The sequence below is a fragment of the Dialister sp. i34-0019-2H8 genome, from assembly GCF_042846925.1.
Classification (GTDB): Bacteria; Bacillota; Negativicutes; order Veillonellales; family Dialisteraceae; genus Dialister.
The window spans coordinates 1,638,617-1,651,921 of the sequence record NZ_BAABYQ010000001.1; the positions used below are offsets into that span (position 1 = coordinate 1,638,617).

Annotated in this window: 12 protein-coding genes; 4 read left to right on the forward strand and 8 right to left on the reverse strand. The window is 52.3% G+C overall.

Going from position 1 to position 13,305, the window contains the following annotated elements:
* The first annotated feature begins 79 nt into the window (after nt 1-79).
* The 4 genes from ACGG9R_RS07175 (at nt 80) to ACGG9R_RS07190 (ending at nt 4,262) form a co-directional block, all read left to right on the forward strand.
* Nucleotides 80-991, forward strand: a complete 912-nt coding sequence (locus tag ACGG9R_RS07175) for an epoxyqueuosine reductase (protein WP_390153278.1) — start codon at nt 80-82, stop codon at nt 989-991.
* Between the two features lie 110 nt (nt 992-1,101).
* Nucleotides 1,102-2,526 (forward strand): alanine/glycine:cation symporter family protein, encoded by a 1,425-nt coding sequence (locus ACGG9R_RS07180; RefSeq protein ID WP_390153280.1) that lies wholly within the window; start codon nt 1,102-1,104, stop codon nt 2,524-2,526.
* Nucleotides 2,527-2,616: 90 nt separating this feature from the next.
* Nucleotides 2,617-3,294 (forward strand): helix-turn-helix domain-containing protein, encoded by a 678-nt coding sequence (locus tag ACGG9R_RS07185; RefSeq protein WP_390151395.1) that lies wholly within the window; start codon nt 2,617-2,619, stop codon nt 3,292-3,294.
* On the forward strand, nt 3,291-4,262 hold the full coding sequence (locus ACGG9R_RS07190) for an IS3 family transposase (RefSeq protein WP_390151397.1): 972 nt from the start codon (nt 3,291-3,293) through the stop codon (nt 4,260-4,262). Before ACGG9R_RS07185 ends, ACGG9R_RS07190 begins: the two co-directional genes overlap by 4 nt.
* A gap of 360 nt (nt 4,263-4,622) precedes the next feature.
* Here ACGG9R_RS07190 and secF read toward each other — a convergent pair whose 3' ends face one another.
* The 8 genes from secF to ACGG9R_RS07230 all read right to left on the reverse strand — a co-directional run bounded on the left by secF (nt 4,623) and on the right by ACGG9R_RS07230 (nt 13,304).
* Nucleotides 4,623-5,549, reverse strand: coding sequence for a protein translocase subunit SecF (gene secF, locus ACGG9R_RS07195; RefSeq protein ID WP_390153283.1), 927 nt, complete (start codon nt 5,547-5,549; stop codon nt 4,623-4,625).
* Nucleotides 5,549-6,796, reverse strand: a complete 1,248-nt coding sequence (secD, locus tag ACGG9R_RS07200) for a protein translocase subunit SecD (protein WP_022105999.1) — start codon at nt 6,794-6,796, stop codon at nt 5,549-5,551. The genes secF and secD overlap by 1 nt, the downstream gene beginning before the upstream one ends.
* A 4-nt stretch (nt 6,797-6,800) precedes the next feature.
* On the reverse strand, nt 6,801-7,394 hold the full coding sequence (locus ACGG9R_RS07205; protein WP_390153286.1) for a 5-formyltetrahydrofolate cyclo-ligase: 594 nt from the start codon (nt 7,392-7,394) through the stop codon (nt 6,801-6,803).
* Entirely contained in the window at nt 7,391-7,888 is a 498-nt protein-coding gene (gene yajC / locus ACGG9R_RS07210) for a preprotein translocase subunit YajC (protein WP_390153289.1), read from the reverse strand. The genes ACGG9R_RS07205 and yajC overlap by 4 nt, the downstream gene beginning before the upstream one ends.
* Nucleotides 7,889-7,997: 109 nt before the next feature.
* Nucleotides 7,998-9,107, reverse strand: a complete 1,110-nt coding sequence (gene tgt, locus ACGG9R_RS07215; protein WP_390153293.1) for a tRNA guanosine(34) transglycosylase Tgt — start codon at nt 9,105-9,107, stop codon at nt 7,998-8,000.
* 54 nt (nt 9,108-9,161) lie between these two features.
* A complete protein-coding gene (gene queA, locus ACGG9R_RS07220; RefSeq protein ID WP_390153296.1) occupies nt 9,162-10,181 on the reverse strand; it encodes a tRNA preQ1(34) S-adenosylmethionine ribosyltransferase-isomerase QueA in 1,020 nt (339 codons plus the stop codon).
* Between the two features lie 428 nt (nt 10,182-10,609).
* A complete protein-coding gene (locus ACGG9R_RS07225) occupies nt 10,610-11,824 on the reverse strand; it encodes a SpoIID/LytB domain-containing protein (RefSeq protein WP_390153299.1) in 1,215 nt (404 codons plus the stop codon).
* Nucleotides 11,796-13,304: a SpoIID/LytB domain-containing protein gene (locus ACGG9R_RS07230; RefSeq protein WP_390153302.1), complete on the reverse strand. Its 1,509-nt coding sequence runs from the start codon at nt 13,302-13,304 to the stop codon at nt 11,796-11,798. The genes ACGG9R_RS07225 and ACGG9R_RS07230 overlap by 29 nt, the downstream gene beginning before the upstream one ends.
* Between the last annotated feature and the right edge of the window lies 1 nt (nt 13,305).

A 13,305-nucleotide genomic window follows, 5' to 3' on the forward strand; every position in this document is an offset into this window, starting at 1 on the left:
GTCACCCGTGAATGAAACGCCCCTCTCCCACTTCCCGCCTCTCCACGGCATCTGTTTCCCTGTATAACTCAAAACTCCTATGACTCCCAAATCTCACCTTGCCCAGATCGCCGCCTCGCTTCATCTGGATGCCTGCGGCGCATGCTCTGCCTCCTTAGACAGCACACTGAAAGAGCAGCTTCAAAATGCCGGCCCTATCCCCTTTGCGCCCTCCTCGTTTGCAGAAAGACTGGATCCTTCCGCGCTCCTTAGAGATGCACGCTCCTTCTTTGTGATTCTATTTCCATACAAACCTGCCAGAGAAGAAGAAGGAAATATCGCACTCTACGCAAGGCCCATGGACTATCATAAAGTCATCCACCACTATCTTCAGAAAATCATAGAGACGGCTCGCCCGTCTTACCCGGGCGAGCAATTTCTTCCCCTCGTGGATACCTCTCCCATGGTCGACCGCTGGCTCGCCTATGCCGCCGGACTTGGGTTCTTCGGAAGAAATCACTGCCTGATCCATCCGACATACGGCTCCTTCGTCACCATCGGATCCATCCTGACCACACTGTCACTTACACCTGATGAGCCGCTCACGCTGGATTGCGGCAGCTGCCGCGAATGCCTCATCCGTTGTCCCGGGCGTGCCATCGGAGAGAAGAGGCTCGACCCTTTCCGATGCAAGTCTTACCTCACGCAAAAGAAGGAAGAGCTCTCTCCGGAAGAGATGCAGATCCTGCAGCGGACACCCTACATTTTTGGCTGCGATGAATGCCAGCGCTTTTGCCCATTCAATCAAAAAGCCCTCCCCTCTCCGCTTCCGGAGATCCATGAGCATCGGATCTCTACACTGACAAAGGAAGAAATGGACAGCTATTCCAACCGCGCCTTCGACAAAGCCTTTTGCTCCTACGCCTTCGCCTGGCGCGGGAAAAAAGTACTGCTCAGGAATTGGAACATCGTAAACGAAAAAGGGAAAGAGGATATAAACAGCAGCCGGTAAGAGAAGCTCAGCCTTTGCCGCGTAATGGTATCTCATTGCAAAAACGTATATAAAACGTATATAATAAGATGATTGGCTATTATCTCTCATTCAGTTTCCAAGGAGGTATCATGGAAGCGCTCAACGCTATTGTTTCAGAAATCAATGGATTTCTCTGGTCCTCGGTGATCATCATTCTTCTGGTGGGTGCCGGGTTCTACTTTACCGTCCGCACACGCGGCGTACAGATCCGCTATTTTACAAAAATGTTTTCTCTCATCACAGAGAGTGCCGGCAAAAAAACCGCCGACAATGAGATCTCCCCGTTTCAGGCCTTCTGTGTCAGCACGGCATCCCGTGTCGGCGTCGGCAATATTGCCGGCATCGCCATCGCTATCACAGCGGGCGGTCCGGGTGCGATTTTCTGGATGTGGTTCATCGCCATCATCGGCTCAGCGACAGGCTTCGTAGAAAGTACGCTCGGACAGATCTATAAAGTCCCGCGCGAAGACGGCAACGGATTCCGCGGCGGCCCGGCTTACTACCTGAAAAATGGTCTCGGGCATGGTCTGTGGGCAGCGATTTTTGCCATTCTGATCTCTGTCACCTATGGCATGATCTACAACTCCGTCCAGTCGAATACCATCGCACTCGCACTTTCCTCCTCTCTAGGACTTGACCGCATGCTCATCGGCGGTGTCGTCACCGTCCTCGCTATGGCTGTCATCTGCGGCGGCATGGGCCGTATCGCCCGCGTCACGGAATGGATGGTCCCGATCATGGCCGGCATTTACATCCTGATCACGCTTGGCATCATGCTTTTCAACATCACAGAAATGCCCCGCGTCTTTGGCATCATTCTCCGCGATGCTTTTGACTTCCAGGCAGTCTTTGGCGGCGGCATGGGCGCTGCCGTCCTGACAGGCTTCAAGCGCGGCCTCTTCTCGAACGAGGCCGGCGAAGGCTCTGTACCGAATGCAGCAGCCACCGCAGACGCCAGTCACCCGGCTGTGCAGGGTCTCATCCAGTCCTTCGGCGTCTATGTCGATACGCTCTTCATTTGCTCTGCTTCCGCATTCATCGTCCTCCTGACAGGCGACTATACTTCGACCGGTCTCACCGGCATCGAGCTCATCCAGTGGGATCTTGCCCAGTACTTTGGCCCGATGGCTCCAAAAGCCGTCTCCATCCTGATCTTCCTCTTCGCCTTCACCTCCCTCATCGGTAACTACTACTATGGGGAGATCAATATCGGCCACCTGACCAAAAAGAAATGGCCGCTCAATCTTTTCCGCGTCTGCATCGCTGTCATGATCTTCTGGGGCTCTCAGGCTGACCTCCCGCTCGTCTGGAATCTCGCCGACCTCTTCATGGCTTTCATGATACTGACAAACGTCACTGCCATCCTCCTTCTCTTCCCGCAGGCCAATGCGTGCCTCAAAGATTATGAACGTCAGCTCAAGGAAGGCATTCAGACACCGTTCTTCCATAAAAATGTCCTCCCCAGCCAAAAAGGCATCTACTGGTGGGATAAGGAAAACAACTATAAAGAATAATCTGTATTTGAAAAACCGCGCTGCCCTTTGATATGATCCCCCTAAAGCAGACAAGGTAAATAACCAAACTGCTTTAGGGGGATTTTTTTAATGGCCAAAAGGAAACATTCAGCAGATTGGATGCTTGCCAGAGTGAGAGAATATCTTTCCGGCAAAGGATCTTACCGACAAATCGCCAGAGCGAATGGGATATCCGAGCGGAGTCTTCGTGGCTGGGTAAGGAAATACGAGAAACAGGGCGAGGCCTCTTTCATGGATAGAGCTGGGAACGCAAGCTACAGCAAGGAATTCAAGGCAAGCTGCGTCCTTGCCGTGCTACGTGGCGAGGGCAGCATTGACAACATCGTAGCAAAATACAACATTTCAAGCCGTTCCGTTCTCCGGCACTGGATGAAGCAGTATAATGACCATATAGAACTTAAGGACTACGATCCAAAACGGGAGGTCTATATGGCAGGAGCAAGAAAGAAAACATCGCTTTCGGAGCGCAAGGAGATTGTGGAGTATTGTCTATCGCATGGCAAGAACTACAAGGACACCGCTGCGCACTATGACGTTTCCTACAGTCAGGTATACGATTGGGTGAGGAAATACGTCGCTGACGGGGAAGCTGGCCTTACCGACCGGCGCGGACATCATAAAACCGACGAAGAAGTTGACGAGATGGAACGTCTCCGGCGTGAGAACCGGCGCTTGAAACGGCAGCTTGAGGAACAGGAGAGGTTGGTCTATTTCTTAAAAAAATTGAAAGCCCTGGAAGGGAGGTGAAACTTGGCAGGCTGCGCCATGCCATAACCTATGAAGCAATCCAGCAGTGCCACGCAGAAAAGGGCTGGGGCATTTGCTGGCTGTGTGGTCAGGTAGGTATTACGAGAGCATCCTATTATCAATGGCTGAAGCGAGATGTCCCAAAAGCGGAAAAAGAAAACGAGATCATCGCCCAACTGATCCAAGAGTATGATGAACGATTCCACCACATCCTGGGCTATCGGCGCATGACTGATTGGATCAATCGCCTGAACCACACGCATTACAGCAGGAACCGCATTCATCGACTCATGAAGGAGCTCAATATCCATTCCGTGATCCGGTGCAAGAAGGCAAAATACAGAAGGACCACACCAGAAGCCACATCAGAGAACATCCTTCACAGGGGTTTTCAGGCAGAACGACCGAACCAGAAGTGGGCAACGGACGTGACAGAATTCAAATGGTACGAAGGATCAGTCGTCAAAAAGCTCTATTTGAGCGCCATCCTCGATCTCTATGACCGGTCGATTGTCGCCTACGTCATAAGCGGACGCAATGACAATAAGCTGGTGTTTGACACATTTGAGCAGGCGATTCGCAAAAATCCGGAAGCACACCCGTTGTTCCACAGTGACCGGGGGTTCCAGTATACCAGTAAAGCATTCCAGTTCAAGCTCTCGAAGCAGAGGATGGAGCAATCCATGTCCCGTGTTGGGCATTGCATCGACAATTGCCCAGTGGAAGGTTTCTGGGGAATTGTGAAGACAGAGATGTATTCCCTGAATAAGTTCAGCAGCGGCGGCGAGCTGCGTTCGGCCATCGACCAATACGTCCATTTTTACAATTACGAACGTTTTCAGGAACGATTTGGAGTAAGGACGCCAATGGAAGTTCGCATGGCAGCTCTGCACGCGAAGAACCCGGAACAGTTCCCGATTGCCGAGAACAAACGGATTCAGAAATACAAAGCAAAATTCGCGGCATAACAAAATGCCGCAAATCCCATGCTGATGCTAAAACACCAACATGGAATTTACGGCAGTAATTTTTTTTAGATATTTGCCATGTCTACCTTGACAGGGGCTGATCACTTCGGGAGCGCGGTTTTTTTATCTTACGGATCACTTCTTCTATCAAGCCCCCTACAGAGGCTTCGGCTGTTTCATGAATCGCCACGGGTTCTTTGCATCCAGAAGCTATCATGGAGCACTGATGCCAAAAAGCTGCAAAGATGGCTCCTCTTTTACCCAAACAGGAGCCTCAACGGACACCGGTTCCAAGCATTTATCGGCTGACGATCCACACAAAAAAGACTGCAAATACTCGCAGTCTTTTTTGTATACCCTTTATGCTTTTGATCTCTTCTCTTCGCGCGAAGACGCATTTCTTGCGCTTCCGGTATGTTCATGCCATGTGACCCACAGAGATGTTGCTACGCACACAGAGGAGTAGGCCCCAGAGATGAAGCCGATCAGCATGACCAGTGCAAAGTTTCTCGTGGTATCGCCGCCGAAAAAGTAGAGCGAAGCCACGCAGAAGAGCGTCGTAGTCAGTGTATAGAGGGAACGACGGATGGTCTGATGAATGGAATCATTGGCCAGTTTCGCAAAGCTGTCCGTCCGGCGATGGGTATGAATGGCTTCACGAATACGGTCGAAGATGACGACAGATTCATTCATGGAGTAACCAAGAACCGTCAGGATCGCCGCAAGGAAGGATGCATCGACTTCCAGATGGAAGAATGCAAAGACACCGAGCACCATCAGGATATCATGGCAGATCGCTACGATCGCAGACAGTGCGATACGGTGCTCAAAGCGGATAGACATATAGAGGATCATCGCGCCGAAGGACAGGATGACATTGAGAAGTGTATTCTTCGTGACCTCAGAACCGATCACGGCACCGACAGTCTCGATGCGCTTCACTTCGGCTTCGCCGACTTTATCCTTCACATGAGAAACGACCGTCTGTGCTTCTTCCGCAGAGAGGTTTCTGGTACGGATGATGACGTCATCGCCGGACTCTCCCTGCATATTGCTGCCGGAAAGCTGAATGGTCGCTGTTTCAAGACCATCCGCGCGAAGTCCGTCACGCACCTCTTCTACCGTGACATTCTTGGGAAATGCCAGCTCCAAAATGGTGCCGCCGGTAAAATCAATCCCCCAGTTGAAACGGAAGAGGATGATGGACACAATGGAAAGAATGATCAGAAGTCCGGAAAAGCCGAACCAGAGCTTTCGTTTGCCGATAAAATCAAAGCTGTTGAACATTATCTATCGTACCCCCTTTTTCCGCCAAACCACCAGGGGTTATGGATCCAGTTCGCATCGATAAGGAACATGAGCAGTGTACGGCTGACGGTGATCGCCGTGAACATGGATACAGCGACACCAAGACCGAGCGAGAAGGCGAACCCCTTCACCGTCGCACTGCCCAGGAAGAAGAGGATGCAGGAGGTGATGATGACTGTCATATTCGCATCAAAGATGGTGACAAATGCACGTTTGAAGCCGGACTGGACAGCCAGCCTAAGCATCTTGCCGGATGCGATCTCTTCTTTGAATCGTTCAAAGATGAGGACATTCGCATCGACCGCCATACCGATGGACAGAATGACGCCCGCCACACTTGGAAGTGTCAGTGTCGCATGCAGCATATTCAGGATGCCCAGAAGGATGAGGACATACACAAGAAGCGCCACATCCGCGACAAAGCCGGCCATACGGTACACGGCCAGCATGAAAATAACGACCAGAGAGAGACCGATGGTGAAAGCCACGACGGACTTATCCTTCGAGTCCTGTCCAAGAGACGGACCGACGGTACGGACTTCCATGACGGAAACCTTGACCGGAAGCGCACCGCTTCGGAGAAGGATCGCAAGATCCTTCGCTTCTTCGAGCGTTCTCTGCCCCGTGATGACAGCCGAGCCGCCGGTGATGGCTTCATTGACGACCGGATTCGTCAGGAGCTCTCCATCAAGATAGATCCCGATGTGACGGCCGATATTTGCTGCGGTGAGAGCGCCGAATTTCTTTCCACCCTCATCGGAAAATTCCAGAGCAACGAGCGGCTGCTTGTTCTGCCCCATCTGTTCTTTTGCATTTTTCAGGTCTTCCCCCGTCAGCTTGACATTGCCTTCCTCATCCTTGAACTGGAGGACAGCGGTCTTGCCAATGGTTTCGATGGCCTTCTGCGGATCCTTTTCACCCGGCAGCTCGATGATGATACGGTTCGCCCCTTCACGCTGGATGATCGGTTCCGTCAGACCCATTTCATTGACACGCTTCTGCATGATATTGATGACCTGCGTGATCGCCTCATTGGTGACCTTATTTTCTTCGGTATCCTCAGCCTGCATAACGATATGTGTGCCGCCCTGCAAGTCAAGGCCCTGACGGATATGCCCGGCCAGCCAGCCTACGCTCGCAAGGAAAATTCCGATAATGGCCGCGATAACGACCCAGAATCGGATGAGCGCGCCGCTTCTGACGCTGCTGTTCCTTTTCTTTTCCAAAACTTCAACCTCTTTTCGTGATGATACTTCGTTTCTCTGTAATGATACCGGCCATGCACTGATCGAAGGGCTCTTCAGGGAGGAAATCTACGACCTGGAAATCCCACAATGTCATGATCCTTTTTTCATAGGAGATCTTTGCCAGATACCTGTCATAGTATCCGGCTCCCATCCCCAGGCGCGCGCCGCTTTCTGTCCCCGCAGTCCCCGGTACGAGGACTAGATCAAGCATGTCCGGCGCTATGGCTTCATAGCCCTTGGGCAGATCCCGCAGGCCATACGGCCCTTGGATGAAATGCTCCATATCCATGAGCCGTCCCGCCTCCATCTGCTTCCCCGGCAGACATACAGGGATGTAGATCTCTTTCCCATCAGAAAGAGCGCGGCGGATGAAAAGATCGAGATCGGCTTCTCCCTTCATAGAAAGATAAGCCATGATGCGATGGGCTTTCTGATACACAGCTGACTCGCAGATCCGATCCGCCAGAGCGAGGCGCATAGCTTCCATGTCAGTAGCAGAAAGAGCCCGCCGTAAGGCGAGCATCTTCTGGCGGATTTCCTTCTTCCGTGTCACGGAAGGAGTATCCGTCTCTATCATTTCTTTTCCTCTTTTTTGTCTTTAGAAGCGTCTTTATCTTCGACCTCGACGACTTCCTCGACCACTTCCGTGCCGGCATCTTTCGGATCATCCACTTCGACGACCTCTTCCACCACTTCGGTTTCCGGTTCGTCTTTGTGCTTGGTCTGATTCATGACCTGTTCCTCCGAAGCAGCGCCCAGGGCTGCCGCACCGGCTTTCTTGGCGGTCTCTTCGTCGATGAGCTTCACATCACCGTGCTGAATAGCGGTCTTTTCTACTTTGATGATGACCTTCGGTGCGATCTCCAGCTCTACGTATTTGTCACGCAGTACTTTGATCGTCCCGTGAATGCCTCCAGCCGTTACTACATGATCCCCTTTTCTCAGGGACATCAGGAAACGACCTCTTTCCACCTTCAGCTTCTGCTGCGGGCGATACATGAAGAAATACATAATACCGACCAGCACCAGAAATGGCCATGCCAGACTGACGAAATTCATTACCTGTTCCATTTGATTCACCTCCGTCAAATCATATAGTATTTATTTTACCATACTTTGATGATCGTTGTCTGTAGTTATTTTCTAATTATATGTCAAAATGTTGTAAAGGGAGCTGAGATCACCGATGATAGCCCGCCATGAAGCTCTCTCTGAACTCCGTGAAGTTTCCATCTATGATCGCCTGTCGCATATCACGCATAAACTGGAGCAGGAAGAAAAGATTGTGTATCGTCACGAGGCGGAAGGCGAGAAGCTCTTCCGACTTGTAGAGATGACGGATGTATGCACGGCTGTAGTGCTGACAGGTGTAACACCCGCAGCCCTCCTCGAGCGGTGCCCAGTCCTTCTCATACTTCTTGTTCTTCATATTCATGCGGCCGGAATGCACCATGGCCATGCCATTTCTGGCAACACGCGTCGGGAATACGCAGTCAAACATATCGATGCCGCGAGCCACGCCTTCGACGAGGCAGTCCGGCGTGCCGACACCCATGAGGTATCTGGCTTTATTCACAGGCAGGAACTGGGTGGTGTACTCCAGAATGTCATACATGAGGTCATGCGGCTCACCGACCGAAAGTCCGCCGATCGCCATGCCGTCAAAGGGCATAGAGGAAATCTCGAGTGCGCTCCGCTTCCGAAGATCCTTGTACATACCGCCCTGCACGATACCGAACATGCCGCGATCCGTGCGGGTATGCGCTTTGATGCAGCGCTCTGCCCAGCGCGTCGTGCGCGCCGTGGAATGGTCGGCGTACTCATAGTCTGCCGGATAGGGGATGCATTCATCGAAAGCCATGGCGATATCGCTCCCCAGATCCTCCTGCGCATGAATGGAAACCTCCGGAGAGAGGAACTGCTTCGATCCATCAAGGAAGGAGCGAAAATGCACGCCCTCCTCTGTGATCTTGCGCATAGCTCCCAGAGAGAAGACCTGAAAGCCGCCGCTGTCCGTCAGTATTCCCTTCGGCCAGTTCATGAAACGATGCAGCTCGCCAGCCTCTTTGATCAGCTCCGTGCCGGGACGCAGGAACAGGTGGTAGGTATTCGAGAGGATGATCTGCGCGCCCATGTCTTCGAGTTCTTCGGGTGTGACAGTCTTGACTGTCGCCTGTGTGCCGACCGGCATAAACATCGGCGTTTTGAACGTGCCATGAGGCGTGTGCAGGAGCCCTGCCCGCGCACCGGTCTTCTTGTCTTCGGCAACCAGTTCGTAGTTAATAACCATAGTTTGTAGATCCTTATGATGTCTAAAAGATAGTTGATTAAATTCAGCGTTTCCTTAACGCAAAAACATGGCATCACCGAAGGAGAAAAATCTGTATTTCTGCTTCACGGCTTCTTCATACGCGGCAAGAATGTGCTCACGGCCGGCGAAGGAGGCCATCATCATGACGAGGGTGGATTCTGGAAGGTGGAAATTCGTAACGATGGCATCGACCATGTGCCACTGATAGCCCGGATAGATATAGAGCTGCGTCCAGCCGCTGCCGCTCTCAAGGATACCGCTCTGACCAGCGGACTCCAATGTACGGACAGAGGTCGTGCCGACTGCGATGACACGACGGCCTTCGGCTCTCGCAGCATTTACTTCTTTCGCAGTTTCTTCACTGACCGTGTACCACTCCTTGTGCATTTCATGGTCTTCGATATTTTCTTCAGAAACCGGGCGGAAGGTACCGATACCGACATGAAGGGTGACGAAGAGGAGCTTCGCGCCCTTCTTCTTCATTTCTTCCATAAGCTCCGGGGTAAAATGAAGGCCTGCCGTCGGAGCAGCCGCTGAACCCTTATACTTCGCATACACAGTCTGGTACTCATCATTGTTGCCAAGTTTTTTGTGAATATACGGCGGGGTCGGCATCTCACCGATCTGATCGAGAAGGCTGTCGAAATTGCCGTCATAGTGGAATTCGACCAGACGTCCGCCGAATTCCGTCTTATCCAGCACTTTGCAGTAACAGTTCTCTGCGAATTCGATCTCTACGCCGGGCAGTGCCTTACGGCCCGGGTTCACGAGGACTTCCCATGTATCATTGCCCTTCGGCGTGAGGAGCAGCATCTCCACCTTGCCGCCGGTATCCCTCTTCTTGCCATAGAGGCGCGCCGGAATGACTTTCGTGTTATTGAAGACGAAAACATCGCCTTCGCGGATCTCGTTCAGGATATCACGGAAATGGTGATGCTCCCACTCCCCCGTCTTCTTGTCAACCATCATCAGGCGGCAGGAGTCACGCGGCTCTGCCGGTTCCTGAGCGATCAATTCCTTCGGTAAATCGTAATTGAATTCTTCCAGTTTCATGAATATATCTCCTTTGTAAATGGGTTTAAGGGTTCAGGGTTCAGGTTGATGGGTTCAAGGTTGTGGTGACAGCTTCGCTGCAAAATATATTCGCGGCGGAGCTGCTACCTTCATTTCTCATTTTTCCCCCTGAACCACGAAGTTTAAAAGCAGGAATGAGTGGCTAGGGATTAGGGATTAGGGATTAGAAGCAAGCGGTAATCGAAATAGCGCAAATAGTGCGCTGACCGTTCTGCAAGAGAGATCTCTCGGCTACGCTCGAGATGACGACGGCGCGAAGCGCTATCAAAACTTTGCGGCGCTTCCTTATTTTTTGCGCCGCACCACCATTTCGCATTTCTCATTTCTAATTTCTCATTCAAACGAGGCTTTCAAATAGAATCAAAGGACGCCCCGCCCCACGGGCTAACCCTGAACCTTGAACCCTTTCATTGATACCACTTTTCCACTTTTGTCCCCTGATAGTAATGCGCGAGGATCTCTTTATAATAATTTTTCCCATCGCCGTGCTTTTCCGCCATGGCCTCCGCGCCCCACTGAGAGAGGCCGAGACCATGACCATAACCATAACCGGTGATGATGAGCTGATCTCCTTTGAAAAGGATATCAAACATCGCACTCCTAAGGCCAAAGATCTTTCTCATCGTCACTCCCGAGAGGCTCACCCAGCCGTTGCTGCCGCGGCAGATGAGTTTCTTCACACGGCCTGCCGGCGTGCGGTCTCCCGCGTAATGGACTTTGCCAAACTGCAGATTTGACAGCTTGATATTCTGTATCTTTCCGACGCCATAGCCGGACGCGCTCAGTTTTTTCGAAAACGCATCCCGCGTCAGCGTGACTGTCCACGGTTTCTTTGTCTGGAGGGAGAGCTCCTCGGGGACGCCCTGCAGGTAAGGCTTTGAAATCCCCCAGACATTTTCGCCATACTCCGTATAGCCACCGCCATCCGCATGGAAGAGCGCATCGATCGCTTTCCCGTCAAAGGTGATGACCTCGCCGCGGGTCTCTCTGACAGCTTCGTCGGTCGCCTTCGTCTCCACGCCGGCGCCTTTGTAGACCTGGCTCTCCACATCATCGGTCACATCATAGCCCGATGCGCGATAGCCGTTCCTGTGATAGAGGGCATAGGTCCTCGCGGCGACAGCCTGCGCTTTCAGTGCATCGATCCTCCATGTAGGAATGCTTTCGCTCGGAACGACGCCGCGAAGATATTCCTCCATCGGCACCACATTCACCATCACCACGCCCTCATTCCATGGGGAGGGGATGAGCTTCATCTTTCCCCGATAGCGATTTCCTTTCACCGCAAAGGACGGCTCGGTCTGGACAGGCTCGAGATAGACCGCGGTGCCGAGCTTTTTTCCATTGATGGAGATCATCTGCCCAGCGCGTGAGATGGAGAACTCTTCCCCTTTCCGATAGGTGCTCACCGTTTTCCCATCGACCATACCCCGGCACGCTTCAAGCCCGGTAAGAGAGAGGCGCATGCCGGAAGTGAGCCCCACTTCGATCCATGGCTCATCCATCTGAGAGATGGGTGACGCTTCCTTATTCTCCTTCTTTTTATTCTCTTTCTTATTCTTTTTATCTTTTTTCTTTTTCGCTTTTTCTTTCTTAGACTGCTTCTCTGGAGCCGCTTTCATCTGCTGGGCTGATGGACTTGCCAGCGTTTCCTTCAGCCGGATCGGAATGGTCTCTGCAGATATGACTGCCCCCAGGGAAAGAGAGAAACAAGCAGCGAGACAAGCGGATATGATCTTTTTCTTCATATACATGCTCCATGATAAAGGGGAAACGAGCTGATTGATTCAGTGGGTTATCCCCCATGAAATCAAACAACAAAGTATGCGCGTATCCAGCGTCTCCCATCAATATACCTTCTCCACTTTCGTCCCGGTGAAATAATGCATAAGGATGGTCTTGTAGTAATCTTTGGCCCCGCCGTGCTTTTCTGCCATGGCTTCTGCCCCCCCATTGCGAAAGGCCAAGACCATGACCATAGCCATAGCCGGTGATAACGAGCTGATTTCCGCTGACAGACAGATCAAAAAGTGTACTGTTCAGGTCATAGATCTGCTGCAGACGGTCCCCCGAAACCACTCGATTTCCCTTCGAACCGACAAGGGTCACAGACTTTACGCGTCCGGAAATCCCGCGGTCACTCGCCTTATGCGCCTCTCCAATATGCAGGGCTGAAAGCTTGATCCCCTTCAGTTTACCGACATCCGCCATCTTCATGAAGGAAGAAAGAGAAATCGTCTTCTTCCATGGGGTGGCGTACTTGTCTTCCGGCACGCCTTTGAGATATGGCACTGCCGATCCCCATACATTTTCACAGTTTTCCGTATAGCCGCCGCCGCTCGCATGGAAGACCGCATCGATCGGCGAGCCGCCGTAGGTGACGACTTCTCCCGCTGTCTCCATGACGGCGCGGTTCGTCGCCTCTGTCTCTGCGGATACGCCGCGATACACCTGCGTACGTGTGTCGTCTGTCACATCGTAGCCGGCTGAGCGATAGCCATTCCTATGAAACATGGCATACGTTCTGGCCGCCACAGCCTGTGCCTTGATGGCATCCATCTGCCAGGAAGGGACGATCTCACAGGGCACGACACCCTTGAGGTAGTCCTCCATAGAGACCTGATTCACCAGTGTTACGCCGGAAGGAGAGGCGATGGCCTTGATCACGCCGCGATATTGATTTCCCTTCACGGCAAAGGCAGCTCCGCTGCCGCTGGATCTGAAATAGATCTTGGCTCCCGCGCTTTTTCCATTGACAGAAAGACCATTCCCGCTTTTAGAGATCGTAAGCCGCGTCCCCGCCGGATAAGAGCCGAGGCTGCTCCCCGCTTCCACATGAAACGCAGAAAGTCCGGTCAAAGAAAGCTCGCTTCCCGACTGAAGCCCGACCTCGATCATCTGTCCTGCCTCAGTCCTTTTTCTATGGGACTCCGCAGATGGCTGCGTCTTCTTCTGCCTCGTGGTCTTACGGGTGATCACCCGTGGCGATCTATGGATAGTCACTGTAGATTTTCCCGGGACCGGCTGCGTCGCTGCCATGGATGCCGACCCCAAGGGGAGCAGCAGAGACAATGACAGCAGAATGACCATATATTTTTTCATA